The 25,310-nt window shown below is 68.8% G+C and carries 27 protein-coding genes; 13 read left to right on the forward strand and 14 right to left on the reverse strand.

Annotation, left to right across the window (positions count from 1 at the left end):
- Positions 1 to 45: 45 nt before the first annotated feature.
- The 4 genes from AC07UK_RS21975 to AC07UK_RS21990 all read right to left on the reverse strand — a co-directional run bounded on the left by AC07UK_RS21975 (position 46) and on the right by AC07UK_RS21990 (position 2,925).
- Positions 46 to 579, reverse strand: a complete 534-nt coding sequence (locus tag AC07UK_RS21975; protein ID WP_436223822.1) for a hypothetical protein — start codon at positions 577 to 579, stop codon at positions 46 to 48.
- 128 nt (positions 580 to 707) lie between these two features.
- Positions 708 to 902, reverse strand: a complete 195-nt coding sequence (locus tag AC07UK_RS21980; protein WP_436223821.1) for a hypothetical protein — start codon at positions 900 to 902, stop codon at positions 708 to 710.
- 108 nt (positions 903 to 1,010) lie between these two features.
- A complete protein-coding gene (locus AC07UK_RS21985; protein ID WP_494686435.1) occupies positions 1,011 to 1,670 on the reverse strand; it encodes a Vgb family protein in 660 nt (219 codons plus the stop codon).
- Between the two features lie 34 nt (positions 1,671 to 1,704).
- On the reverse strand, positions 1,705 to 2,925 hold the full coding sequence (locus AC07UK_RS21990) for a helix-turn-helix domain-containing protein (RefSeq protein ID WP_494686436.1): 1,221 nt from the start codon (positions 2,923 to 2,925) through the stop codon (positions 1,705 to 1,707).
- A 98-nt stretch (positions 2,926 to 3,023) separates the two neighbouring features.
- Here AC07UK_RS21990 and AC07UK_RS21995 point away from each other — a divergent pair, with 98 nt between their 5' ends.
- On the forward strand, positions 3,024 to 3,800 hold the full coding sequence (locus AC07UK_RS21995) for a DUF899 domain-containing protein (RefSeq protein WP_436223818.1): 777 nt from the start codon (positions 3,024 to 3,026) through the stop codon (positions 3,798 to 3,800).
- Positions 3,801 to 3,808: 8 nt separating this feature from the next.
- A complete protein-coding gene (locus AC07UK_RS22000) occupies positions 3,809 to 4,645 on the forward strand; it encodes a DUF2182 domain-containing protein (protein ID WP_494686437.1) in 837 nt (278 codons plus the stop codon).
- A 132-nt stretch (positions 4,646 to 4,777) separates the two neighbouring features.
- Here AC07UK_RS22000 and AC07UK_RS22005 read toward each other — a convergent pair whose 3' ends face one another.
- On the reverse strand, positions 4,778 to 5,650 hold the full coding sequence (locus AC07UK_RS22005; protein ID WP_494686438.1) for a Na/Pi cotransporter family protein: 873 nt from the start codon (positions 5,648 to 5,650) through the stop codon (positions 4,778 to 4,780).
- Here AC07UK_RS22005 and AC07UK_RS22010 point away from each other — a divergent pair.
- Complete coding sequence (locus tag AC07UK_RS22010; protein ID WP_436223815.1) at positions 5,631 to 6,194, forward strand: LysR substrate-binding domain-containing protein; 564 nt, start codon at positions 5,631 to 5,633, stop codon at positions 6,192 to 6,194. The two genes, AC07UK_RS22005 and AC07UK_RS22010, sit on opposite strands and share 20 nt — an antisense overlap.
- A 74-nt stretch (positions 6,195 to 6,268) precedes the next feature.
- Here AC07UK_RS22010 and AC07UK_RS22015 read toward each other — a convergent pair whose 3' ends face one another.
- Both AC07UK_RS22015 and AC07UK_RS22020 read right to left on the reverse strand, forming a co-directional pair.
- Positions 6,269 to 6,664, reverse strand: coding sequence for a hypothetical protein (locus AC07UK_RS22015; protein ID WP_114134451.1), 396 nt, complete (start codon positions 6,662 to 6,664; stop codon positions 6,269 to 6,271).
- 156 nt (positions 6,665 to 6,820) lie between these two features.
- Complete coding sequence (locus AC07UK_RS22020; RefSeq protein ID WP_436223814.1) at positions 6,821 to 7,528, reverse strand: Crp/Fnr family transcriptional regulator; 708 nt, start codon at positions 7,526 to 7,528, stop codon at positions 6,821 to 6,823.
- Between the two features lie 110 nt (positions 7,529 to 7,638).
- Between AC07UK_RS22020 and AC07UK_RS22025 the strand changes: the two genes are divergently transcribed.
- The 3 genes from AC07UK_RS22025 to AC07UK_RS22035 all read left to right on the forward strand — a co-directional run bounded on the left by AC07UK_RS22025 (position 7,639) and on the right by AC07UK_RS22035 (position 10,338).
- Positions 7,639 to 8,409 carry a class II aldolase/adducin family protein gene (locus AC07UK_RS22025; RefSeq protein ID WP_494686439.1) on the forward strand — a complete coding sequence of 257 codons (771 nt, stop codon included), beginning with the start codon at positions 7,639 to 7,641 and terminating at the stop codon, positions 8,407 to 8,409.
- Positions 8,410 to 8,411: 2 nt separating this feature from the next.
- Complete coding sequence (locus AC07UK_RS22030) at positions 8,412 to 9,341, forward strand: 2-hydroxyacid dehydrogenase (RefSeq protein WP_436223813.1); 930 nt, start codon at positions 8,412 to 8,414, stop codon at positions 9,339 to 9,341.
- Positions 9,342 to 9,504: 163 nt separating this feature from the next.
- Positions 9,505 to 10,338 carry a universal stress protein gene (locus tag AC07UK_RS22035; RefSeq protein WP_436223812.1) on the forward strand — a complete coding sequence of 278 codons (834 nt, stop codon included), beginning with the start codon at positions 9,505 to 9,507 and terminating at the stop codon, positions 10,336 to 10,338.
- A gap of 73 nt (positions 10,339 to 10,411) precedes the next feature.
- Here the strand turns inward: AC07UK_RS22035 and AC07UK_RS22040 are convergent, their stop codons facing one another.
- The 3 genes from AC07UK_RS22040 to AC07UK_RS22050 form a co-directional block, all read right to left on the reverse strand.
- Entirely contained in the window at positions 10,412 to 11,434 is a 1,023-nt protein-coding gene (locus AC07UK_RS22040) for a Bug family tripartite tricarboxylate transporter substrate binding protein (protein WP_436223811.1), read from the reverse strand.
- 9 nt (positions 11,435 to 11,443) lie between these two features.
- Entirely contained in the window at positions 11,444 to 12,697 is a 1,254-nt protein-coding gene (locus AC07UK_RS22045; RefSeq protein WP_436223810.1) for an alkyl sulfatase dimerization domain-containing protein, read from the reverse strand.
- A gap of 222 nt (positions 12,698 to 12,919) precedes the next feature.
- Positions 12,920 to 13,852 (reverse strand): LysR family transcriptional regulator, encoded by a 933-nt coding sequence (locus AC07UK_RS22050; protein WP_436223809.1) that lies wholly within the window; start codon positions 13,850 to 13,852, stop codon positions 12,920 to 12,922.
- A gap of 199 nt (positions 13,853 to 14,051) precedes the next feature.
- On the opposite strand from AC07UK_RS22050, the gene AC07UK_RS22055 reads away from it, so the two are divergent.
- The 6 genes from AC07UK_RS22055 to AC07UK_RS22080 all read left to right on the forward strand — a co-directional run bounded on the left by AC07UK_RS22055 (position 14,052) and on the right by AC07UK_RS22080 (position 20,596).
- A complete protein-coding gene (locus AC07UK_RS22055) occupies positions 14,052 to 15,275 on the forward strand; it encodes a CaiB/BaiF CoA transferase family protein (RefSeq protein ID WP_436223808.1) in 1,224 nt (407 codons plus the stop codon).
- Positions 15,272 to 15,961 (forward strand): enoyl-CoA hydratase/isomerase family protein, encoded by a 690-nt coding sequence (locus AC07UK_RS22060; protein WP_494686440.1) that lies wholly within the window; start codon positions 15,272 to 15,274, stop codon positions 15,959 to 15,961. Before AC07UK_RS22055 ends, AC07UK_RS22060 begins: the two co-directional genes overlap by 4 nt.
- 14 nt (positions 15,962 to 15,975) lie before the next feature.
- Positions 15,976 to 17,199 (forward strand): acyl-CoA dehydrogenase family protein, encoded by a 1,224-nt coding sequence (locus AC07UK_RS22065; RefSeq protein WP_436223806.1) that lies wholly within the window; start codon positions 15,976 to 15,978, stop codon positions 17,197 to 17,199.
- A gap of 55 nt (positions 17,200 to 17,254) precedes the next feature.
- A complete protein-coding gene (locus AC07UK_RS22070; protein ID WP_436223805.1) occupies positions 17,255 to 18,400 on the forward strand; it encodes an acyl-CoA dehydrogenase family protein in 1,146 nt (381 codons plus the stop codon).
- Between the two features lie 106 nt (positions 18,401 to 18,506).
- On the forward strand, positions 18,507 to 19,514 hold the full coding sequence (locus tag AC07UK_RS22075; protein ID WP_436223804.1) for a Bug family tripartite tricarboxylate transporter substrate binding protein: 1,008 nt from the start codon (positions 18,507 to 18,509) through the stop codon (positions 19,512 to 19,514).
- Between the two features lie 56 nt (positions 19,515 to 19,570).
- The gene (locus AC07UK_RS22080; protein ID WP_494686459.1) at positions 19,571 to 20,596 is read left to right on the forward strand and encodes a porin; all 1,026 of its coding nucleotides are present in this window, start codon (positions 19,571 to 19,573) and stop codon (positions 20,594 to 20,596) included.
- 144 nt (positions 20,597 to 20,740) lie between these two features.
- On the opposite strand, the gene AC07UK_RS22085 is transcribed toward AC07UK_RS22080, so the two are convergent.
- From AC07UK_RS22085 to sorA, 4 genes are all read right to left on the reverse strand, one after another.
- A complete protein-coding gene (locus AC07UK_RS22085; RefSeq protein WP_494686441.1) occupies positions 20,741 to 21,226 on the reverse strand; it encodes an SRPBCC family protein in 486 nt (161 codons plus the stop codon).
- Positions 21,216 to 21,602, reverse strand: coding sequence for an ArsR/SmtB family transcription factor (locus AC07UK_RS22090; protein ID WP_013952497.1), 387 nt, complete (start codon positions 21,600 to 21,602; stop codon positions 21,216 to 21,218). Before AC07UK_RS22090 ends, AC07UK_RS22085 begins: the two co-directional genes overlap by 11 nt.
- A gap of 98 nt (positions 21,603 to 21,700) precedes the next feature.
- Positions 21,701 to 22,360, reverse strand: a complete 660-nt coding sequence (locus AC07UK_RS22095) for a c-type cytochrome (RefSeq protein ID WP_494686442.1) — start codon at positions 22,358 to 22,360, stop codon at positions 21,701 to 21,703.
- A 10-nt stretch (positions 22,361 to 22,370) separates the two neighbouring features.
- Positions 22,371 to 23,642: a SorA family sulfite dehydrogenase catalytic subunit gene (sorA, locus tag AC07UK_RS22100; RefSeq protein WP_494686443.1), complete on the reverse strand. Its 1,272-nt coding sequence runs from the start codon at positions 23,640 to 23,642 to the stop codon at positions 22,371 to 22,373.
- 301 nt (positions 23,643 to 23,943) lie between these two features.
- Here sorA and AC07UK_RS22105 point away from each other — a divergent pair, with 301 nt between their 5' ends.
- Positions 23,944 to 25,293: a uracil-xanthine permease family protein gene (locus AC07UK_RS22105; RefSeq protein ID WP_494686444.1), complete on the forward strand. Its 1,350-nt coding sequence runs from the start codon at positions 23,944 to 23,946 to the stop codon at positions 25,291 to 25,293.
- The last annotated feature ends 17 nt before the right edge of the window (positions 25,294 to 25,310 follow it).

Consider the following 25,310-nt stretch of genomic DNA (forward strand, 5'->3'; position numbering starts at 1 on the left):
GCCCCTGCTGCCGGCAATGGCACCGGCTGCCTCGCCGGCCTCACTTCAGCGCGAGTGGCGCGAGTCGCCGCCGAGCGGGTCGACGATGATCATGGTCTGGCGCAGCACGCCGGCGTCATCGAAGTAGCAACTGAAATGCGCGGTCTGCAAGCCAGTCTTGTACATGCGCCAGGACCAGGCTTCACGCTTCATCAGGGGGTAGTACTGGATGGGCTCGCGCGGCAGGCCGAAGCGCTCCTGCACGTCCTTCTTGGTCCAGGTCCCGACCTGGGCGCGGTAGATCTCCGTCTCGGTCAGCATCTGGCGATAGTCGGTGAGCTTGCCGCCGGCGTCGAAATCAGCGGCATAGACCTCATGGCCGAGGGGCTGGCGCGACCAGATCCAGCGGGTGGTGCCGTCGGCGAGGCGGTAGGTCTCGGTGGGGGATCCGAATGTACTGCGTACGGCACTTTCAGGGCTGCCGATCATTTGCTTGCCGGTCTGTTCCGGCTGCAAGGTCGCACAGGCCCCGAGCGAGCCGAGCACGAAAGCGGCAACGCACAGTTTGCCGAGATACCGGGATGGCGTGCGGGATGGCATGGCGCTCTCCTGCGGACGAGATGCCCGCATCCCGCCATTCTCCGTCTGTCAGGCCGGCCCGTGCAACACCGGCTGGCGCCTGGCCGCGCCAGCCTGGACCGGCCGGTCAGTGCGGGGCCGGTGCTGGCTTAGCAGCGGCCTTTCTTGGCCTGGCCCGGCGGGCAGAAGGACTCGTTGCCGTACGCGTCGACGCGGCAGTTGCCCTTCTTTGCCTGCCCCGGCGGGCAGCCTTGGGGGCCGCCGCCGTAGTTGTCATAAGGGGCTACCACGCAGCCGCCCAGCAGTGCGCTGCAGGCGACCAGAAGGGCCAGAGCGGATTTCATCGCATTCTCCTTGTTGTGGGGGATTCCGTTTGCGACAGGAGAATAGATGGTGGCAGCGCCTTTGTCTGTAAGGAATAGTGAACGTTGTCCGCTCAGCGTGAATGCCGGCTACTTGCCCGCGGCGTCGGCGGGGCGCTTCCCGGGCCGGCGCACCGCGCGGATCTTGCCACTGTTGCCGCCGCCGCAGAAGAACTGGTCGCCGCCGTCGGACTCCAGCCCCGACACGCCCGCGCCGGCCGGCATGGTGACCGATTCCAGCACCGCGCCCGATTGCGGGTCGATGTGCCGCAGCTCGCTCTGGTCGCCTTCCCAGGTGCCGTGCCAGAGCTCGGCATCGACCCAGGTGACGCCGGTGACAAAGCGGTCGGACGTGATGGTGCGCAGGATCGCCCCCGTCTGCGGATCGACCTGGTGGATCTTCCGCTCCCGGTACTGGCCCACCCACAACGTGCCTTCGGCCCAGGCAAGCCCCGAGTCGCCGCCGCCGCCCGGCGCGGGGATCGTGGCCAGCACGCGGCCGCTGTGCGGATCGATCTTCTGGATGCGGTCTTCGGCAATCTGGTACAGGTGCTGGCCGTCGAAAGCCGTTCCGGCATGGGCGGCGACATCGAGCGAGCGCAGTGTCCTGCCGCTGACCGGGTCCAGGGCATTGAGCTTGTCTCCGCTGGCAAACCAGACCCGCTGGCCGTCATAGCTGACACCATGGACGTTCTCGACCCCGGGGAAGGGACCATACTCGCGAAGCACTTCGGCTTGTGATCGTTTCATGCTGTCATCCAGGTGGCTTGGGGATGGCTACATGCTAGTCAATCGGCAGCGGCGAGGGGAGTAACAAGGCCGTCGTGAATCCCGGCACCGGCGGCGTCATCCAGCGGCGCGCGCGCCCGTGGCCAAGGGACTGGATCTTGCCCGCGGCCGCCAGCGTTTCCAGTGCCCGTTGCACCGAGCGCTGGCTGGCACCCAGCGCCAGCGCGAGGGCAGAGCTGGACCATGACTCGCCGTCGGCCAGCAAGGCGAGCACCGCTGCGTGCTTCTCTTCCACCGGCCGCGCCAGCACCACCACCTCGCGCGCGCGGTCCGGCACCAGCGCGAAGCCGCGCCCGGTTGCGGTGACGCCGGCAAATGCGCCAAGCACCGCGCGCAGCCGCCCGATCTCGACACGCAGCCGCGCGCGGTGCGAAGCATCGGCATGCCTGGTGCGGAAGGCGTGCGCGATCAGCGTGTCCCGGGGCACGTCGGCGGGCCAGGCCTCGGCCAGCGCGCGCGCCAGCGTGAACAACACCGGCCGCCTGGCGAGCGAGACCGTGGTGCCAGCGCAGCGCACGGCATAGCGGCACGCATCCACGACCAGCGCTTTCGATGCCAGCAGCGCTTCGACTTCCTCGAGCAGCAGCGGCCGTTCCTCGCCGCGCGCGATGCGGCGTGCCGCGGGGCTGTGCAGCGCCAGGGCCGCGCTTTCTACCTCGGCGCGCAAGGATGGGATGCCGGTGCGCTGCGCCGCGCGTGCGGCCTGTGCCAGCGCGGCGCGCGCCGGCCGGGTCTGCACGCGCCGCATCGCGATGCCCGCCACGATCAGGGCATGGGCCGTGCGCAGCGCGGGGGGGAAGGGGGCGGGGTCAAGCCCGGCAAGCGCCTGCTCGGCTTCGTCGATGCGGCCGATCAGCAGCAGCCGCCGGATTGCCAGATAGCGCGCATGGGCGGCGTTGACCCAGTCGCCGTGCGCTTCAAGGGTGGCGCGCGCGCTGTCCAGCGTCTTTGCCGGCCAGCCCAGGTCGCGCGAGACAAAGGCGATCTCCGTTTCGGCCACCACGCACCTGGCGCGCGCTACGGCTTCGCGCGGACCGAAGGCGCGCGCCGCGCTGCGCAACAGTGCCCGGGCGCGGATGAAGTCGCCAAGCTGCGCCATGGCGATCCCGCGCAGCGCCAGCGCCGGCGGATCGTCGCGCAGGGCAACCCGGTTCAGCGCGCCAAGCGGATCACCCGCGGCGAGCGCGAGCGCCGCGGCGGCAATGCGTGAGTCCATCCGAATCCCGCCAGAAATCCCGCCACACTTGTCACTCCCACCGTTGGAAGCCGGCGCCTAATCTAGCACACGAACACCAACCAACGGAGGGATGCACGATGACCACACACAGCACCGGAACCCGTGAAGCATGGCTGGCCGCGCGGCGTGAACTGCTCGAGGCCGAGAAGGATCTCACCCGACGCAGCGATCAACTGGCACGGCAGCGCCAGGCATTGCCGTGGGTTCGGATCGACAAGCCCTACCGGTTCGAGACCGCCGCGGGCAGCGCCTCGCTGGCAGACTTGTTCCAGGGACGTTCGCAACTGCTGGTCTACCACTTCATGTTCGGCCCGGACTACCAGGCCGGGTGCCCGTCCTGCTCCGCGATTGCGGACGGGTTTGACGGCTTTGCCGTCCATCTGGCGCATCACGACGTCACGCTGGCCGCGGTGTCGCGGGCACCGTTGGCGAAATTGCTGGCGTACCAGCGGCGCATGGGCTGGACCTTCCCGTGGGCGTCTTCGCAGGGCAGCGACTTCAACACGGACTTCAACGTCTGGTTCAGCGAGGCACAACAACGCCAGGGCGATATCGACTACAACTACCGGCGCGAGGCGGCATTCGCCTGGCGCCCCGAGCTGGAGGCCGGCGGCGCAGCGGCCGAGGCCCGCTTCGCTGCCATGTGCGGCACCGATGCCGCGACGTACCAGCGCGACCGGCCCGGCATGAGCGCGTTCGCACTGGAAGATGGCGTTGTGTACCACACCTATTCCACCTATGCGCGCGGGCTGGATGGCCTGTGGGGCATGTACCAGTGGCTGGACCGCGCGCCGCGCGGACGCAACGAGGCCGGGGTCTGGTGGCGCCGGCACGATGAGTACGAGCAGGGCTGAGGCAGGCCGTGTCCAGCGTACTCACCGCGCACAGGCCGGCGCGCTTACGCAGCGCCGGCCCGCGCCTTGCCTTCTTTGTCATCCTGGCCGTGCTCTTCATCGCCGGCGTGGCGGCGACACTCGCCTGGCATTCGTCCATGCCCGCAATGGGCGCGATGCCGATGCCCGGCGGCTGGACCATGTCGATGCCGTGGATGCGGATGTGCGGCCAGACGTGGACCCGCACGGCAATGGCCTTCCTCGGCATGTGGGTCGCCATGATGGTGCCGATGATGCTGCCCTCGCTGGCACCGATGCTGTGGCGCTACCGCCAGGCGCTGGCGGCGGCAGGGCAGGTGCGCCCGGGCATGTCGACGGGATTGGCGGGCGCCGGCTACTTCTTCGTGTGGGGCATGGTGGGCCTCGCCGTTTTCCCGGTTGGCGCTGCGCTGGCAGCAATCGCCACGCAGGCGCAGGGCCTGGCGCGCGCGGCGCCGCTCGCTGCTGCGGTGGTCTTGATGATGGCAGGCGTGCTGCAGTTCACCGCGTGGAAAGCACGGCAGCTTGCCTGCTGCACCAACGCAGCGGGCCCCACGCGCGCACTGCCGGCGGATGCCGGCTCGGCGTGGTGCCATGGCCTGCGGCTGGGCCTGCACTGCATCCGGTGCTGTGCGGGCCTGACCACGGCATTGCTCGTCATGGGGGTGATGGACCTGAGCGTGATGGCAGCGGTGACGTTGGCGATGACGCTCGAACGATGGATGCCGGCGGGTGCGCGCGTGACCAGGCTTGCGGTACGGCTCACCGGGGCCGTCCTGGTCGGCGTGGGCGTGGCTACGCTGGTGCGGGCAAGTTGGGGCGGATGACGGGGTGGTACTAGCCCAGCGCGACCGCGAACAGCGCCGCAATCAGCGTGTACAGAACAACCACATGGGTAACAAATGAGTTCACTCACATGGGTGACACTTTGAGACTTAGATAGCGCTCGGCCCTGGCGGTCACGGACTAAGCAGGCGTTCCTGTGCGTGCGGCGCGCGGGGGTTGCCGGCGGGCAGGAACGAGGTGTCTTCAGGGAGGGCGCCGCGCAGGGCGCCGGGCATGCCTGCCGGCGCGGCGCACAGCAGCGCGTTCATCTGGGACAGCTCGCGCAGCGTGTCCAGGTGCAAGGCGCTGGTTTCCACGTTCGCGGTGCGGCGCTGCGCCACCCGGGCAATGTGGCGGGCGGTGAAGCGCCCGGCGCGTGCCTGGAAGTCGCCGGCGCACTCGACCAGCAATGCCGACGCTGCGCGGTCGTTGGCAACGAAGAGCGACATCCTGATACGCAGGTTGGCCACCAGCATGTCGCAAAGCTCGAGCAGTTCGGCGCTGCCCTCATCCGAGAAGCAGTAGTTGCGGCTCAGTTTGCGCTGGTCCAGGTCGATCAGGATGCGTTCGACGATATCGCCCACATACTCCAGGTTGATGTTCACCAGCATGATTTCATCCCAGCGGGCGGCATCCTCACCGTCGAGGCTGCCGGCGTCGACGTCGGTCAGGTACATCTTGACCGACGAATAGAGTGCGTCGATGCGGTCGTCCAGCGCCCGGCAGCGGGCGTTCATTGCGCGGTCGTTGCCCACGATCGAGAGCTTCATGCCGTTGAGCATCTCCTCGATCACGTCGCCGATGCGCACGACTTCGCGCGTGGCATTGCCCAGGGCGACGGAAGGATGCCGCAGGTCGCCCCGGCTCAGGTAGCGCGCGCCGCCGGGCGCTGCGTCGTCGTGCGCATCAGGCAGCCATCGGGTGCACAGGGACGCCACCGGGTTGACAAACCAGACCAGGGTTGCGGCCAGGGTCAGGTTGAATGCCATGTGGAAGTCGATGGCCATGGTGCCGGCACTGCTGCCCAGGCGTGTGTCTACCGCCTTCAGCAACGAGGCGGGATTCAACGGCACCTTTGACGTGGCGATACGGCGCACCCTCGAACGTGGCGAACAGTTCGAGTCAGTGCCGATCTTTTCGGAGTACCAGACGGTGATCGCCAGTCCGGCGATGCTGGAGCAGGTGCCGTTGCAAGGTGTAGAGGACCTGGTGGAGGGCGTCTTCCTCTATACGGAAACCCGGCCGGGCAGTTGGGAGTCGTGGCTGCAGCAGGCGGGACATGCCTCGCTGCTGGCTGTGCGCACGCTGCGCTTCGACCATTTCTTTGTCACGCTGCAGGCGGTGGTGGACAGCCTTGGCTTTGCCATCGGCACCTTTCCGACCCTGGAAACGGACCGCGCGGGCGGTCGCATTGCGACGCCGTTTGCCGCCATCCGCGCACCGGGCAATACCTATCATGCGCTGGTGCCGCTCGATGCCGACAAGCCGCTGCATCTGCGCGCGTTCCTGGAGTGGCTGCAGCAGCAGGGGGAGGCGGCCGTGCAGACCTGAAGCGGCGCGCGCCCGGGAAGCGGGGTGAGGGTGGCGCGCGGCCCGCGCGATGCGGGCCTTGCGCTGACGGGCGCTCAGGCCCCGTCGAGGAACGCGCTGCGCTGGCCCAGGCGCGTGCCGAGCGCATCGGGGGCCAGGCTCATGCTGGCGGGGTCCACGGCCGAGGCGGGGCTGCTTGCCATGGTCGGGTCGGCGGCTGCCGGTGCCATGCCCGGCTGGGCCGCCTGTACGGGCGCCTGGGCATAGCTGCCGCCTGCTGCGGGTGCCGCCTGGGCCGACGGCGCTGCCGACGGCATGGCTTGCACGGGCTGGGCGGATTGCACCGGCTGAGTGGATTGCATCGGCTGCATCGGCTGCGTCATCGGCATGGGCTGGCTCGGCTGCAGGGGCTGGGCCTGCTGGGCAAACAGCGGGTAGGACGCGATCATCGCGCCAGCCACGACCAGGGATTTCGCCAGATGTTGCTTCATTCGTGTACCTCCTAGAACGCCTACAGGCAAGGGAACAGTCACTGTAGCGCCGAGGCACCTGACATTCTGTTTGATTTTGCAACGGTCGTTAACCAGCCTTGCCATCGGGACCAGGGCAGGTTAATTACGCGCGCGGCCTGCAAACCTTGCGGGCCGTCAACGTCTGGCCAGTCGCTTGAGCGCCGCGGGGTCCAGCAGTTCGATCTGCCGGTACTCGCGGCGGATCAGGCCCGCGTCCTCCCACGCCTGCAGGTACTTGGCCACGGTCTGGCGCGAGCGGTTGACCATGTCGCCAAGGTCCTCCGCGCTGATGCGCACGACATGGTCGGTGCGGTCGGCCAGTTCCAGCAGGCGCGCTGCCATGCGCGCATCGATGGGTGCCTGCGCCGCGCTTTGCGCGTGGTCGAACGCTACGCGCAGGCGCGCGCAGATCTGCTGCACGATCAGCTGCATGCCCACCGGATGCGCGCCCAGGATGCGGTGGAAGTCGCGCTGGCTCAGCACCATCAATTCCGTGTTGCCGACGGCGAAGGCGTCGTGCGTGCGCGGCTTGCCGTCCAGCAGCGAGATCTCGCCGAACCAGCGGCCACGCCCGATTACCGAATACACCGACTCGCGCCCGCCCGTGCTGACGCGGCTCATGCGCACGCGGCCCGCCAGCACCATGCAGAAGTAGGTGGGCGGATCGCCGCGCGCGAAGATCATCTCGCCGTCGCCAAAGCGCAGGCGGCGTGCGGCGTTCGCCACGGCATCGAGCACGCCCGGCGGCGCATTGCGCAGCCAGCCGCTGGCCAGCACGCTGCGCGGCAGCGTGCGCACCGGTTCCACCGCTGCCCTCGATCCACGCTTCACATCACCCTTCACATCGCTCTCCTGCTGGAGCCGAGATTGTCTAATACTTAACAGACTTTGGCGCGGTGCGCCCGGACAATGCATCGATTCAATGACTCACATGCTCCCGGGGAGGTACGCATATGGCGCAAATCCAGCTTGTCGATTCAATCAGGGACCGTGTCTCCGACGCCGAATGGCAGATGCGCGTGGACCTGGCGGCCGCATACCGGCTGGTCGCCCACTTTGGCTGGGACGACCTGATCTTCACCCATATCTCGGCACGCGTGCCCGATGCGCCGGACCAGTTCCTGATCAACCCGTACGGGATGATGTTCGACGAGATCACGGCATCGAGCCTGGTCAAGGTCGACCACGAAGGGCAGCCCGTGCTGGAAACGCCGTATGACGTCAACCCGGCCGGCTTCGTCATCCACAGCGCCGTGCATGAGGCGCGCCCCGAAGTCGGTTGCGTGATGCACACGCATACCTCGCACGGCGTCGCCGTCTCGGCGCAGCAGGCGGGCCTGCTGCCGATCTCGCAGCAATCGATGTTCGCGCTGACCGGGCTGGCGTACCACGACTATGAAGGCGTGGCGCTGCGCGAGGACGAGAAGGCGAGGCTGGTGGCCGACCTGGGCCGCTGCAAGCAGATGATCCTGCGCAACCATGGCCTGCTGACGTGCGGGCGCACGGTATCCGATGCTTTCCTGACCATGTACACGCTCGAGTCCGCCTGCCGCATCCAGATCCTCGCGCAAAGCGGCGGCACGCCGCTGACCATGGTGCCCGAAGCCGCCAGCGCCAACATGGGCCAGCAGGCGCGCCAGGCCACCAAGGGCAAGGGCTCCGGCCTGGCCTGGCCTGGCCTGCTGCGCCGCCTTGACCGCATCAACCCTGACTACCGCAACTGACCATGGCCATCCTCGTCCACCTGCCGTCGTTCATGGCGGTTCCCATCACTGCCGCGCTGCGCGAAGCCGCGCCGGATATCACCGTGTGGAACGGCCGCGAGGCCGCCGTCGCGGAAGAGGTCGAAGCCATCATCGCCTGGGGCCTGAAGCCCGGCGTGCTGCCGGCCTACCCGAAGCTGCGGCTGGTCTGCGCGGCCACCGCGGGCGTCGACAAGCTGCTGGCCGCGCCGGACCTGCCGCCTGGCATGCCGGTCACGCGCATCGTCGATCCCGGCCAGCAGACCGGCATTGCCCACTACGTGCTGGCGATGGCGCTGCGCCATGCCCGCGCGCTCGGCCTGTACGCCGAACAGCAGCGCCGCGGCGAATGGAAGCGCCACCCGGGGCGCGATGTCTCACGCTGCCGCGTGGGTGTGCTGGGGCTGGGCGAGATCGGCAGCGAGGTGGCGCGCATGTTTGCCGCCATCGGCTACCCGGTCAGCGGCTGGAGCCGCAGCGCCAAGCATCTGCCCGGCGTGACCGACTTCACCGGCGACGACGGGCTGGATGCCATGCTGGCGCAGAGCGACATCCTGGTCTGCACGCTGCCGCTGACGCCGCGCACCGAGGGCATGCTGAACCGCCAAGCGCTGTCGCGGCTGCCCAAGGGGGCATTCCTGATCAACGTCGGGCGTGGCGAGCATGTGGTCGAGCCAGACCTGGTCGCACTGATCGACGATGGCCACCTTGCCGGCGCGGCGCTCGACGTGTTCGCCAAGGAGCCGCCCGCGGCGGACGATCCGGTCTGGAACCATCCCCGCATCGAGGCCACGCCGCATATCGCGGCCGACCCCTCGTACGAACTGGTGGCGCGGCAATGCATCGACAACCTGCGGCGCGCGCGCGACGGGCGTGAACCGCTGAACCAGGTGGACCGGCAAGCGGGGTATTGAACACCCTGTGGGCATGGCCGGTAACCTGCGATGTGATGCGCTTGCCTTCCATGCCCAGGGCCTGGAAACCTGAGGTTTCCACCGGCGCGATCGGCGAGTATCGGCATACATTGCCTGCCATGCGGCCTAGACTGAAAGCAAACGGTCCGGACGCGAGGGCATCATGGCGTACGACAACATCCTGGTCCATCTCGACGGCAACCGGCAGGCCATGCAGCGCTTGCAGATTGCGGCACGCCTTGCCACCGCCAGCCAGTGTCCGCTGATCGGCCTGCTGGCCGGGCGCGTGCCGGACCCCAGCTGGTTCTATCGCATGAACAATGCCCAGCGCTGCCTGGCCGAAGACCAGGAGCGGCGCCGGCTGCAGCGCGAGAACATGCGTTGTGCCTTCGAGGCCGCCATGCGCGAGCTGGCGGTTGCCTGCGACTGGCGCACCGTCGAGCGCGATCCGGTGACACTGGCGCTGCGCGAGGCGCGCGAGGCCGGCCTGATCGTCTCCGGCCAGTACGACGCCGACAACGCGGAAGGCCCGGTAGCGCGGCAGCTATTGGAGGCGCTGCTGCTGGAGAGCGGCCGGCCGGCGCTGGTGGTGCCCTGTGCCGGCAATTTCGCCACCGTGGGCACACGCGTGCTGGTGGCCTGGAACGGCAGCCGCGAGGCCGCGCGTGCCTTGCACGACGCGCTGCCGCTGATGGCCGGCGCGCGGGCGCGGGTGCTGAGCGCCCATGCCGCCAGGGAGCCGCGCGCCGATGCCACCCCGGTCAGCCACGCCGTGCACGTGCTGGAGCGTCAGGGTGTGGCAGTGGAGGTGGAGCACGGCCCGGGCGGTGGCGACCTGGCCATCGGCGAACTGATCCTGACGCGAGCTTCAGACTTTGGTGCCGACCTGATCGTGATGGGTGCCTACGGCCACGGCCGGTTGCGCGAGCTGGTGCTGGGCGGCGTGACCAGGCTGGTGCTGGAGTCGATGACGGTGCCGGTGCTGTTCTCGCACTGAAGCGCAGCGCCACGCTGCGCGGCATCAGGATGCCTGCGGCAAGCCGCGCCAGAGCAGCGTCCCCTGGTGGTCTTCAGTCGACCGTGATGTGGTTGGCTGTGATCACCTTGCCCCATACGCCCACGTCGTCGCGCACGGTCTGCGCGAACTGCTCGGCACTCCTGGCGGGCGCCATGCCCATGTTCAGCTGCAGGAAGCGCTCGCGCATCGGCGCGTCAGCCAGCAGGCGGGTCACTTCCGTATTGAGCCGCTGCACGATGGCAACGCTGGTGCCGGCCGGCGCGAACAGGCCATACCAGCTGTCGGTATCGAACGGATAGCCCTGCTCGGTCATGGTGGGGGTGTCCGGCGTCGCCGGCGCGCGGCGCGTGCCGCTGATGGCCAGCGCGCGCAGCTTGCCGGCGCGGATCAGCGGCAGCGACGACGAGGTATCGACAAAGGCCACCTTGACCACGCCGCCCTGCATGTCGGTCAGGATCTGCGCCACGCCCTTGTACGGCACGTGGCGCAGCTTCATGCCGGTCTGCATCTTGAGGGCTTCCATCGTCAGGTGGCCGCCCGAGCCGATGCCCCATGAGCCGTAGTCGTATGCATCCGGGCGCTTGAGCATGTGGGCGACGAACTCCTTGAGCGTGCGCGCCGGGAAGTCCGGCGTCACCACCAGGAAATTGCCGCCCGCGCCGACCTGCGCCACCGGCACGAGATCGCGCAGGCCGTCATAGGGCAGCTTGGGCTGCAGGGTCTGGTTGATCACCACCGTGGCGGCGTAGGTGAACAGCAGCGTGTAGCCGTCGGCGCTGGCCTTGGCCACGGTATCGTTGCCGATGATGCCGGTCGCCCCCGGCTTGTTGTCGACGACGATGGTCTGGCCCAGCGCCTTGCCGAGCGATGCGGCCAGCGTGCGCGCGAACAGGTCGGTGCCGCCGCCGGGCGGGGCCGGCACCACCAGCCGGATGGGCTTGGCGGGCCAGGCGTTGCTGGCGCATAGCGGGCCGGCCGCCGCGCCAAGACCGAGTGCGGCAAGCCCGCGCAACACGTCGCGCCGGCGCGTGTTGCCTGGCAGTGCCGTCGGAACCGGATGCATTGTTTGTGGCATGGCGTCTCCCTAGTGCATGCCGAAGTTGTCCGCCGCGTCGCTTTCCAGCGCGTCGGCGGCAGCGCCATACAGGCTGCGCGACACATAGCTGCGGATCTGGGTGGCGCGCTGGCGCAGCCAGGCGGCCTTGAGCTGGCGGGCCTCGCGCACGGTGGGCGTTTCATCCGGCGCCAGCGCCAGCACGTCGATCACGTGCAGCGCCAGCTGCGTGTCGCCGCGCGCGGCCAGGGCCTGGGCGTGGCGGAGCAGTGCGCCATGGTCGGCCACGGCCGCGGCGACCTCGGCGGCCGCCTGTTGAGGCGGTGCGGGATGCAGCGTGGTGGCATTGCGGTCCCACCAGCCGTTCTCCGAGCGATAGATGTCGCGCGCGATGTAGCTGGGGTCGCCATAGGTGGGACGCATCCAGGGCTGGTCGAACAGCTCCGCCGGCGGCTTCAGCGCGGCCAGCACCTGGCGTTCGTTGCAGCCAGCGTTCATCAGCCGCACCACCTCCGTGCGCAGCCAGCGCAAGGCCCTGGCGGTCTGGCACAGCACGCGCTGGCACTCGTCCTCGCCCTGCAGCGTGGCGCCGAACTCTCGCACCACGGTGCGCGGCTGCAGCCCGGCCAATCGTTCCAGCGTATCGGCCCAGCGCACGGTGTCGCGCATGGTGCGGAAGGGGGTGCCGATGTTCGGGATCGAATCAATGACCGCGGGGCCGCCGTACAGCAGGCGCCGGCCCGGCAGCCAGACCGCCACGGCGTCGTCGGTCTCGGACGGCGCCCACAGGATTTCCGCGCGGCGCTCGCCCCGGCCCAGCGTCAGGCCGTCGGCGAAGGTCTCGGTGGGTTCGATGTGGACCAGCTTTCCCGCCAGCGCGCCGGCCGGCTGGCGGAACTGGATCTCCGCCATGCGCTCCTGCATGCGCTGGGTCTCGCGGTAGCGCGCCTGCCGCGCCAGCACGTTGACGTGAGCCAGTACGCGTGGCGCGGGCTCGCCGCGCGCGGCGGCGTGGTCCAGCCATTGCTGCAGGCCGGCGTTGTAGCCCATATGGCCGTGGCTGTAGCAGATGGCCAGCACCGGCAGCCCGGTCTGCGTGCGCAGCGCCTCGATCATGCCGCGCGTGACGCGCCCGCCGGGGCCGCTGTCGACCACCAGCAGGCCGCCGCCCACGTCGGCGACAAAGCTCTGCCCTTGTCCGTGCAGCAACCACACGCCGTCGCCAGCGCTGTCGATTCCTGTGCCAGTGACCAGTGCCGCCGGCCGGTCCTCAATGTCCTGCATGCTTGCCTCCTCTGCGAACCAGGTCGCGTCCAGCGCAACTGTCAGGCAAGAAGGTGCACCCCGGGGATTGGGGAAAATCCCGCCGGGAGGCGGCGTACCGGCCGCAAACCAAGCGCCGGTGCGGCCCGGCGGGGGTTTTGGAATTTCAGGTGTAAACCGCTGGTTAGCACCGCGCGGGTGCAGGGAGTTCCCGGCCGGCGCGCGCTGCGGTAGCGGCTGCCTTCAGTCAAGTCGGCGCAGCGGACTGTCAGGCAGGTTGGACAGATAGTGGACTTCACGCCGCAGCAGGGTGGCGAACTGCGCCGCCACCGGCGTCATCGGCGAATCGGCGCGGTAGATCAGGCTGACGGTGTGGCTGGGCAGCTTGTCCTCGATGAGCAGCGGCACCAGGCCATTGGCGGCCAGCCGGCCGGCCACCATCTGGCGCGGCAGCATGCACAGCAGGTGGCGGTCCTGCATCAGGTGCTCGATCATGCCGATGGTGTCGCAGCGCACCGCCACGCGTGGCAACGGCAGATCGCGTTCACGGAAGGCATCGAGGATGGCGGCGCCCGGACCGTGCATGCGCTGGCCGGTCAGGATCCAGTCCGAGCCGATCAGCTCGCGCAGGCTGCGGGCGTTGCGCAGCGGATGCTCGCGGTGCGCCATCACCACCGAATCGTTGTTGTAGAGCGGCTCGCAGGTGAATTCGCGCTCGATGCCCTCGTTCGGGACCGGACTCACCGCCATGTCCATCACGCCCGAGCGCAGCTCGTCCAGGTGGGTGGGGTAGCCCCAGCTGTCAATGCACACCAGCACGTCTGGATGCTGCACGCGAAAGCGCTTGACCACGGGAGGCAGCACCACATGCGCCGGGCCGCGGGTGGTGCCGACGCGCACCACGCCGTTGCGCGCGCCCAGCATCTGCGCCATCTCCTCGGTGGCCTTGCGCGCCTCGGTGGCGATCAGCCGCGCGCGCCGCAGGAAGGCTTCGCCGAAGCGCGACAGCACCACGCCGCGGGTGGTGCGGGTCAGCAGCGGCACATGCAGCTCCTCTTCGAGCTGGCGGATGCTCTTGGTCAGTGCCGGTGCCGACACATCGCGCGCACGGGCCCCGGCGCGGATGCTGCCGTGCTCGGCTACGGCGATGAAGTCCTGGACTTGGCTCAGACGCATGGATTTGGCTCCACTCAAACGACGCACTGGGCGCACAGCATAGCGGCATTCAGCCGGGTTCGGGATAACCCCAGGGTGCTAACCGCTGGTTTGCACCGAAGCAGTTTTGGCATCTGCCGTGATGCGCCGTGCTATCGCATGATCGCTCCACATCGTCGCAAACCGCCGGCCGCGCCGGCATCTTCGAGGAGTGGATCGCATGGCGAACCGGCAAGACCTGCCGCTGGCAGGCATACGCGTGGCGGAGTTCGGGCAGTTCATCGCGGCGCCGGGCGCGGCCATGATGCTGGCCGACCTTGGCGCCGACGTGGTCAAGGTGGAGGCCTTGCGCGGCGACAGCGCGCGGCGCTTTGACGGCACCAGCCCGCAGAGCCCGATGTACCTGGCCTACAACCGCGGCAAGCGCGGCATCGCGCTGGACCTGCGCACGCCCGGCGGGCTGGACGCCGCACGGCGGCTGGCGCTGGCCAGCGACGTGGTGCTGCACAACACCCGCGCCGGCGTGATGGAAGCGCTGGGGCTGGACGCCGCCACGCTGCGCGCGGCGCGTCCTGACCTGATCCACGCCTCCATCAGCGGCTTCGGCACGCGCGGGCCGTCGCGCACGCGCCCCGGGCTGGATATTGCCGCGCAGGCCGAGAGCGGCATGATGTCCGTCACCGGCGAGGCCGGCGGGCAGCCACTGAAGGCCGGCTTCGCGCTGATCGACGCGGCCACCGCGCTGGCGACCGGCAACGCCATCCTGGCGGCGCTGTTCCGGCGCGAGCGTACCGGCGCCGGCGAGACTATCGAGACCTCGCTGTTGTCAGTCGGCGTGCAGATGCAGGCCCAGCTGTGGGCCGAGTACGAGTGCTCCGGCGCGCTGCCGGTGCGCAGCGGCAACAGCCAGCCCAAGGCCGCGCCGGCCGCGGATGTGATCGCGGTGGCCGACGGGCATATCGTGCTGTCGGCCTATCTCGACGAGCACTGGACGCGCCTGTGCGAGGCCATCGGCCAGCCGGCGCTGGCGCAGGACGCGCGCTTTGCCTGCAACGCGCTGCGCGTGCAGAACCGCCCGGCGCTGCTGGCCATCCTGCACGACGCCATGCGTCACCTGAGCGGCGACGCCGCCCGTGCGCTGCTCGAGCGCCACCAGGTGGTGGTGGGCGTGGTGCGTGACTATCACCAGGTCAAAGCGAGTGCGGACGTTTGCGCCAGCGGCATCCTGCGGCCAGTCGATGACGGCGAGGGCGGCCAGTTGGACCTGCCCGGACTGCCGTTCACCATGGCCAGCCTGCCTGCAGGCGCTACGCCCGCGGTGCCGCGGCTCGGCCAGCATACGGCCGAGGTGCTGGCCGGGCTCGGCTTCAGCGCCGCAGAGATTCACACCATGGCCCGCGCCGGCGCGATCGGCGTGGAACAAGCCCAGCAGGAGCCCGCATGAACACCCCCCAATCCCCCGTACTGCTGCAGCGCCATGCCGGCTGGGCCGAGGTGGTGCTGAACCGCCCGGCCCGTCGCAACGCCATCGATATGTCGCTGGCGCGCGCGCTGGGCGACGCCATCGAAACCCTGGCCGCCGACGACAGCGTGCGCGCCGTGCTGCTGCGCGGCGCCGACGGCGCCTTCTGTTCCGGCCTGGACCTGCAGGCACTGCAGGCGGAGCCCGGCGGGCTGGCCGTGTTTGCGCCGGTCTGGGAGCGCGTCCACCTGGGCCTGCTGCAAAGCCGCAAGGCATGGATCGTGGCGCTGGAGCGCCATGCCATCAACGGCGGCGCGGCGCTGGCGCTGGCCGGCGACCTGCTGGTGTGCGGCGCCGGGGCCTTCCTGCAGATCGGCGAGATCCGCCTGGGAATGGCCGCGCCGCGCAATGCCGATTGGCTTGCGCTGCGCCATTCCGAGGCTGTGGCTGCGCGCCTGTGCCTGCTTGGCGACCGCGTGCCCGCGCCGGAGCTGCTGCGCCTGGGCATTGCCACCGAACTGGCCGAAGACGCCGAGGTGCTGGACCGCGCGCGCGGCCTGGCCGCCACCATCGGCGGCTTTCCGGTCGATGGCGTGGCCGCGATCAAGGGCGGCATGCGCGCCGCGACGATGCACATGGCATCTGCTGCGCGCGACAAGAATTCCTGAGGACCGATATTTCCATGACAGATTCCATCACCACCGACGACGACGCGTCGCTGCAGGATTTCCGCCGCGAGGTACGCGAGTTCGTCGCCCGGTCGCTGCCCCATGCCGTGCGCGAGAAAGTCCGCCTCGGACTGGAAGTCAGCAAGCAAGAGCTGGTCGACTGGCAGCACCGGCTGGCCGAACGCGGCTGGCTGGCGCCGCACTGGCCGCCTGAATGGCAGGGCTGCAACTGGAGCGCCGAGCGCCGTGCCGTATTCCAGGAAGAACTGGTGCTGGCGCACGCGCCCGAGAGCGGCGGCATCACCTTCGAGATGATCGGCCCGATCCTGATCCGCTACGGCACGCCGGCGCAGCAGCAGTACTTCCTGCCGCGCATCCTGAACCAGGAGCACTGGTGGTGCCAGGGCTATTCCGAACCGAACTCCGGCTCCGACCTGGCTTCGCTGAAGACGCGCGCGGTGCGCAAGACGCGGCCCGACGGCACCGAGGTCTACGTGGTCAGCGGCAGCAAGATCTGGACGTCCTACGCGCAGTACGCGGACTGGATCTTCTGCCTGGTGCGCACCGATACCGAGGCGCGCGCGCAGCAGGGCATCAGCTTCCTGCTGATCGACATGCGCAGCCCCGGCGTCAGCGTGCGGCCGCTGGTGGGCATCCATGGATGGCACCTGTTCAACCAGGTGTTCCTCGACGAGGTGGAAGTGCCGGTGGAGAACCTGGTCGGCGAAGAGAACGCTGGCTGGACCATCGCCAAGTCCCTGCTCGAACATGAGCGGCTGAACCTGGCGCGCGTGGCGGAGAACCGCCGCCGCCTGGCCAAGGTGCGCGCCATCGGCGAAGAGCTGGAGGAGGGCGGCCAGCCGCTGTCGCAGCGCCCTTGGTTTGCACGCCGGATGCGCGCGCTGGAGGTGCGGCTCGAAGCGCTGGCGGCAACCGTGCTGCGTTTTCGCAAGCGGGCGCGCGCCGGCGAAACGCTGGGGCCGGAGACCGGCATGCTCAAGCTGCTGGGCAGCCGGCTGATCCAGGACATCGAGAACCTGGCGGTCGATGCGCTGGGGCCGGACACGCTGGCCTATGACCGCGCCGCGCACTTCGAGCCCGCCGTGCCGCAAGCGGGCCAGTCGGCGTACGCCGCGGCGGCATCGGCGCGCCGCTTCGTCACCCGCGGCTACACCATCGCCGGCGGCTCCAGCGAGATCCAGCACGAGCTGCTGGCCAAGCAGGTGCTGGGCCTGTAATGCCCCCAATCGTGCCCGCAACAGCGCCCGCAACCCAGGACAAGGAACAAAACACATGAGCGATTCAACAGACGATCGCCGCATGCTGAAGGAAAGCGTGCGGCGCTATGTCGAGCGCGGCTACGGCTTCGAGCAGCGCCGCGCGGCGCTGGCCGAGCCCGACGGCTTCTCGCGCAAGCACTGGCAGGCGTTTGCCGAAATGGGCTGGCTGGCCGTGGGTCTGCCCGAAGCCTGCGGCGGCCTGGGCGACAGCGCGGACCAGGCCCTGCTCGCCGAGGAACTGGGCCGCGCCCAGCCCGCCGAGCCCTGGCTGGCCAATGCCGCGCTTTGCGCGCCGCTGCTGGCCGCCTGCGGCGATCCCGCCCACGCCGCGATCGCGGCGGCGATGGCCGAGGGTGGCGCCATGCTGGCGCTGGCCGCATGGGAAGCGCAGGGACGCTATGACGCCTTCGATATCGGCACCACCGCGCAACAGCATGACCCGGGGCAATGGACGCTGGACGGCCGCAAGACCCTGGTGCTGGGCGGCGGCAGCGCCGCCGTGCTGCTGGTGCTGGCGCGTACCGGCGGCCAGCGCCGCGACCGCAGCGGCCTGACGCTGTTCGCGGTGCCGGCCGACACGCGCGGCATCAGCGTCGATGCGCTGCCGACCTACGACGGCCGCCAGACCGCCAGCGTGACGCTGCGCCGCGCGACCGTGCCGGACAGCGCGCGCATCGGCCCGGTGGACGGCGCCTGGCCGCTGGTGGAAGCCGCCATCGACCAGGCCACCGTGATGGCCTGCGCCGAAGCCGTGGGCACCATGTCGCGCGCGTTCGACCTGACCCGCGACTACCTGGTGACGCGCGAGCAGTTCGGCCGCCCGCTGACGGCCAACCAGGTGATCCGGCACCGGCTGGTGGACCTCTATGTCAGCGTCGAACAGGCACGCGCCATCACCGAGCTGGCGGCCAACGCCCTGCATGGCGATGCGGTGGCGCGCATGCGTGCGGTATCGCATGCCAAGGCCTTTGTCTCGGACGCCGGGCGTGCGCTCGGCGAAGACGTGGTGCAGCTGCACGGTGCGGTGGGCATGACCGACGAGATGGAAATCGGCCACTGCTACAAGCGCCTGGCCGCCCACGCCAACTTGTTCGGCGATGCCGACTGGCACTACGAACGGCTGGCGGCACTCGATCACGCGGCGCAGGCGCAAGCCTGAGCCGGTTCAGCCAGGGCGCCCGGGCCGCTGCCCGGTGCGCCCACCCATGACAGGCCGGCAACGCACCGGCATGCGCGGCCAATGCACCGCAACGGAGACAGCAAATATGAGCAGCCAGCACACTGGCGCCCGCAGGGCCTGTGCCACGCGCACAGCGGCCCTGGCCGCGGCGCTGGCCCTGGCGGGCGCGGTCAGCGCGCACGCCGAGGCCCCGTACCCCAGCAAGCCCATCCGCATGGTGCTGCCCTCGGGCGCAGGCACCGTCACCGACCAGACTGCACGGCTGGTGGCCGAGCGCCTGACCGCTGCGCTCAAGCAGCCGGTGGTGGTCGACAACCGCCCCGGCGCCAACGGCATCATCGCCAACGAGACCGTGGCGCGCGCCGCGCCTGACGGCTACACGCTGCTGTTCACCTACGCCGCGACCATGACGGTGAACCCGTGGACCACGCCGTCGCTGCCCTATGACCCGATCAAGGACTTCACCCCCATCGCACGCCCCAGCCAGCCCGGCGGCAACCTGCTGGCGGTCAGCGCCAATGTGCCGGTGCACAACCTGCAGGAGCTGATTGCCTACGCCAGGGCCAGCAAGACGGAACTGGCGTACTGCTCATGGGGCGTGGGCTCGGGCGGCCACCTGGCCATGGAATACCTGAAGGCCAAGACCGGCATCCACCTGCGCCATATCCCCTACAAGACCGCCACCCAGTGCAGCAACGACCTGGCCGCGGGCCACGTCACCATCGGCATTACCGACGCCATCTCGTCGGTCCCGCACCTGAAGTCCGGCCGCATCCGGGGCATTGCGGTCTCCGGTCCGGAGCGCCTGCTGACGGCGCCGGACGTGCCGACCATGTCGCAGCAGGGTGTGCCCTTCCAGCAAGCCAGCTGGGTCGCGATCTTCGGCCCCAAGGGCCTGCCCGCGCCGATCGTCAACCGGCTGAACGCCGAGGTGAACCGCATCCTGCAGACGCCGGGCGACCGCGAGAAATTCACCGCCATGAACCTGCAGCCGGCCGCGCCGTCGAGCCCGGCCGACCTGGGCAAGCTGGTCAGCGCCGACCTGGCCGCGTGGGGCGAGGTGGTGAAGGTGGCGGGGCTGCAGGCGAAGTAAGGCTGGACCACAACAACAAGAAACGGGAGACAGGCAGCGTGAAGGTAAGACAGTGGATGGTGATGGGCGCGGCGCTGGCCGCGGGCAATGCCCTGGCCGGCACGATGCAGCTGTTCGGCGTGGTCGATGCATCGATCGAATACGCCAGGGGCTCGGAAAGCGTGGTGCGCATGCGCGAAGGCCAGCAGGCTGCGTCGCGCTGGGGCATCCGCGGCATCGAGGACCTGGGCGGCGGGCTCAAGGCCAACTTCCTGGTCGAGTCGGGCTTCAATATCGACAACGGCACGGAGTTCTTCGGCAACAACCGGCTGTTCGGGCGGCAGGCCTATCTGGGCCTGTCGGGCAACTGGGGCGAGTTCCGACTGGGGCGGCAGTACACGCCGTCGTTCTATGCGCTGCTGCGGCTGGATCCGTTCCTGCTCAATGGCGCGGTGTCGCCATTCAACCTGCTGAGCGCGACCGCATCGCAGGGCACCGGGCACGTGGCCTACGGCGCCCGCTTCGACAACGCGGTGCAGTACTTCTCGCCCAATTGGGGCGGCTTTTCCTTTGGCGCCGCGGTGGCGCCCGGCGAGGTGCCGGGGTCGGCGCGCTCAGGGCTGAACTTCGGCATGAATGCGACCTACGAGGCCGGCAACGTGTACGCGTTCTATGCCTACCAGGGGATGTATACGGGCGCCAACGTGCCGGTGGAGCCGACGCTGACTTCCAACCATTTCGTCGGCGGCTCCTATCGCTTCAAGCCGGTCGAGATCGGCCTGCTGTACAGCGCCGCCAGCAGCGACCGGCCCGAGACCCGCTCGGCACGCCACTACGGCGTGACCTTCAGCTGGAACGTGACGCAGCGCGACACCTTCAAGGCCGCCGCACTCAAGCGCCAGATCCTGGGCGGCGGCCAGCGGCCGCTGGCGGTGACGCTGGGGTGGGACCATGACCTGAGCAAGCGCACCACGGCCTATGTGCGGGCGGTGCTGGTGCATAACAGCCCCGGCGGCAGCGTGAGCAACAACAGCATCGTGATCGATCCGGGTAGCGGGGATGATGCGAAGTCGGTGAGCGTGGGGTTGCGGCATCGGTTCTGAAAACGCCAAGCCGCCCACTCTACTGAGAGATCCGAACCAGGCTGCCACCTCTCGCATACGCTCCCTTCTCCCGCAAGCGGGAGAAGGGAGCGAACCCGCAGCGTGCCGAAGGCATCGCCAAAGCCGGCCTTACTTGAAGCCGCCTTACTTCAACTGCTGCGCAAACTCATCCAGCTGCGTAATGCAGGTGTCCCAGCCTTCATAGAACCCCAGCTCCTCATGCTGCTTGCGCGTGGCCTCATCCGGATGCATCACGCGCGCAATGTAGCGGGTGCCGTCACCCTCGTCAGCCATGGTGATGACCGCGGTCATCGACAGCCACGGCTTGTTGGGCCGATAGCCGGCCACCAGGGCCGAGGTGGAGACGATCTTCTCCATCGGCACGATCTCGAGGAAGCATCCCGGGTTGTCGCTGACGCCGCCGTCCGGGCCTTTCATGAGCGTATGGAAGGCACCGCCGGGGCGCATGTCGAAGGCCAGGACCTCGGTGGTCCAGGGTTTGGGGCACCACCATTCCTTGAGCAGCTTGGGATCGCTCCATGCACGCCAGACCTTGGCACGCGGGGCCTTGAGCAGGCGCGAGATGACCAGGTCCTGGCTTTCAGGGCTGGCGTCGTTTTCATTCGGCATCTGACTGTTCCTCCTGATGAAGGGCTTCGACAAAGGCGGCCAGGCGGTCGGTACGGGCCTCCCACATGGCGCGCTGGTCGGCCAGCCATTGCTGCGCGTCTGACAGCGGTTGCGGTACCAGTTCGCAAGTGCGCACGCGCCCCGTCTTGCGCGAGCGGATCAGGCCGCTGCGCTCCAGCACCTGCAGGTGCTTCATGAACGAGGGCAGCGCCATCGTGAACGGTGCCGCCAGTGCCGAGACCGTTTCCGGCCCGCGGCCGAGCACGCTGACGATGGCACGGCGGGTCGGGTCCGCCAGCGCGTAGAACACGTCGGAAAGCGGGGAAATATCGACAGCCTGGGACACGTCAGCAAACTCGGCACAATGGTTAGCCATATGGCTAAGTATAGGGAGGCAACGGGGAACTGCAAGCGCAAAATGCAAGGCGCCCCGGGATCAGCCGGGGCGCCTTGCGATCGAGGAAGCGGGGGAGACTATTGCTGCCGCACGTATGCCGCCAACGCCTTGACTTCGTCCGCCTTCAATCCGGCAAACGGCGGCATCGGCACCGAACCCCATTTGCCGCTGCTGCCGCCGCGGATGCTGGCTTCCAGCCTGGCCTGTGCCTGCGCATCGTCCTTATAGCGGGTGGCTACTTCGTGATAAGCCGGGCCGACCACCTTCTGCGTCACGCTGTGGCAGCTCAGGCAGGCGTTCTTCGCCAGCAGGCCCTGCACGTCCACCGCGGCGGCAGGCGCTGAGGCGGCTGCGGGTGCGGCTGGCGCGGGCTTGCCCGCCTTCTGCGCGATGGCCACGATCTCCGGATCCTTGATCTTGGCGGAGCCGTAGGCCACCGCGAGATAGGCGCCGAGCTGCTCGACCTCGCCATCGTCGATCGGCGCACCATAGGCCTGCTGCATTTTCTTCATTTCGCCGGTCCACTGCGTCAGGCTCAGGCCGGGCGGCTGGTAGGCGACGTAGTCGGCCGAATGGCAGATCGCGCATTTCTGCATGGCGATGCCGTAGCCGGGCAGCTTGGCGGGTTTGAGCTTGACGTTCTCCGCCGGCAGCTTGATGTCCTGGGGTGCCGCGGACGCGCTGCCCGCGCCCAGCAGGGCGAGCGCGAGCAGCATGGGGGTGATGGATCGATGCATGGCGCGCTCCTCAGGCAATGGTGACCGGCGTGGATTCAATGACGTTGCGGCGATAGCCGGCCGGGTTCCAGTTGGCCTTGGCAGGCTGCACCTCGCCCTGGACGCTGGTGGCGCGCACCATCAAGACCGCTGGGCCTTTGCGCGCGAACTTCACCGGCAGTTGCCAGGGGCGGAACGAGAAGCGGCCCAGGTCCTGGCCCAGCGTGGCGGCCTGCCAGCTTTGCCCGCCGTCGACCGATACCTCCACGGTGCGGATGCCGGAGCCGCCGTCGAAGGCGATGCCTTTCAGTTCGACCGTGCGCCCTGCTGGCAGCACGCCGCCGGCGCCCACGCTGGTGATGAAGCTGCGCACCGCCAGCGTCGAGATCGGTCGCGTCTTGCTGGCGGGGGTGCCCGGCGCCACGCATTGGCAGTCGTTATCCGGTACGCGATAGCCCTTGGTCATGAAGAACGCATCATGGCCTTCGAACGGGTGGTCCAGCACCTCGATCTCGGACAGGTGCTTGATCCAGTAGGTGCCGAAGTAGCCCGGCACCACCAGCTTGATGGGATAGCCGTTGAGCAGCGGCAGGTCTTCGCCGTTCATGCCCCAGGCCAGCAACGGCTCGCCGTTCATCGCATGGGCGATATCGAGCGACTTGCGGAAGTCCGGCGTGCTGGGCAGCACCGGCGTATCCAGCCCGTTGAACGTGACCACCTTGGCGCCGGCCTTGATGCCCGCGTGCTCCAGCACCTTGCGTAGCGGCACGCCGGTCCAGCGCGCATTGCCCATTGCACCGTTGGCAAGTTGGGCACCGAAGACGCGCGGCTCGGAGAAACCGCGGCTGTTGCCTGAACACTGGTTCACGGCGACGATGTCCACCGGGTCGGCCAGCCGCTTCAGTTCATCGAGCGACAGCTTCAGCGGCTTGTCGACGTGCCCGCCAACGGTCAGGCGGAAGGTGGCGAGATCCACCGACAGCGGAATATTGGCCAGGTGGTAGCGCACGAAGAAGGCGTCGTTGGCGGTGATCGGCCCCTCGTTGAACGCGGAGAAGGGCGTCTCAAGGTGTGGCGGACGGGTGCTGACGCGCACCAGCGGGCGCTTGCCCGGATAGCGCACCAGCGGGCGGGGGCCGTCGGCCAGCGTGACGCCGTCGCTGATGCGCGCGGCCTGGGCGGCCAGCGCGCCGAGCGGGGTGGCGCCGAGGGCGAGCAGGCCCGCGCCCTGGACGATGCGGCGCCGGGCAGGCACCGGCTGGGCGGGGTCGGCAGATTCCGCCGGACTTTTCTTGTCTCGCATGGGGGCGTCTCCTTCAGGGGCGTGTTGTGTCGCGCAAGGCGCTATGGCGGGTACTTTGAGGCCGAGGCATCAACTTGTGAAACGCGTTTTGCTGCTAGCACTTATCGATCTGATCGATATAGGGGAAGACCACAGGCGCTCCGCCGAGAAACCGCTTGCATCGCGAATTGCGTTTCTCTACACTTACAAAAACGTTTTTGTTAGCGGAAATCGATAATATCCAAGGCGAATTGCGCACAGACGCAGCAGGTGGCTTGCGCGCCACCGGCACAACGCCCACACACCAAACGAGGAGCAAAGCATGTCCCACCCCGCCCCCGCGCCGGTGGATGAACGGCTGCCATGGCGGCGCCTGTTTGTCTTCGGGCTTCAACACGTACTGGTCATGGCCGCGTCGCCGATCGCGTCCGTCTTCCTGATGAGCAAGGCGCTGAACTTCCCGCCAGCGCTGGCGGTGCAGCTGCTGAGCGCCACCTTCGTGATCTGCGGCCTCGGCACGCTGTTGCAGTCGCTGGGCAAGCGGGGCATCGGTGCGCGGCTGCCGTTCGTGATGCTGCCCGGCGGCGCCCCGATCGTGCTGTTTATCCTGATCGCGCAGCAGACCGACGTGCAGACCGCTGCCGGCGCGGTGATCCTGACCGGCGTCTTCTACTTCTGCGTGCTGCCAGTGTTCCGGCGCTGCCTGCGCTATTTCCCGCCGGTGGTGGTGGGGACCATGCTGCTGCTGGTGGCGATCAACCTGGCGCAGGTATCCGGCAAGCTGGTTGCCGGCCACCCGGCCGCGGGCAGCACGGTGGACCCGCTCAACCTGCTGCTGGCGTTCGCCACCATTGCCTGCACCGTGGCGGCATCGCGCCTGCTGTCGGGCATGCTGGCGCAGCTGGCGATCCTGCTGGGGCTGCTGGGCGGTGCGCTGGTGGCCGGGCTGGCCGGCGCGTTCCAGCCTGGCCATGTGTCGATGTCGCCGGTGTTCGCGTTGCCCACGCCGTTCCCGTTCGGGTGGCCGCATTTCGATGTGATGGCCGCAATCCCGCTGATGGTGTTCGCCGTGATCTCGATGGTGGAGGCCACCGGCCAGACGCTGGCGATCAGCGATGCCGTGGGCCGGCCGGTTGACCAGCAGCGCGACGTGCCGCGCACCATCCGCGCCGATGCGCTGACTTCGCTGCTGGGCGGGATGTTCGGCACCTCGCTGATCATCACCAGCGGCGAGAACATCGGCATCGTGCGTGCCACCGGCGTGCGCTCGCGCTTTGTCACGGCGATGTCGGGCGCGATCCTGGTGGCGTTCGGGCTGCTGGTGCCGGTGTCGTCGCTGATCAGCGCGATCCCCGAGGCCGTAGTCGGCGGCACCGGGCTGGTGGTGTTCTGCATCGTCGGCACCATGGGCATCGACATGCTGCGCAAGGTGGATCTGCGCGACCACGCCAATATGTACGTGGTGGCCGTGGCGCTGGCCGTGGGCCTGCTGCCGATCCTGGTGCCCGGCATCTATGGCGGCCTGCCGGCCAACGTGCGCATCCTGGTGGGCAATGGCGTGGCCATGGGTGCCATGACCGCGGCGCTGCTCAACTTCCTGTTTTTCCATACGGGCCTGCGGGCCGCGGCAGCGGGCCCGGTCGCCCGCGACGATGCCGCCGCCACGCATTGACCCTGCTTCCTGAATTG

Source organism: Cupriavidus sp. GW821-FHT07C08, assembly GCF_059419025.1.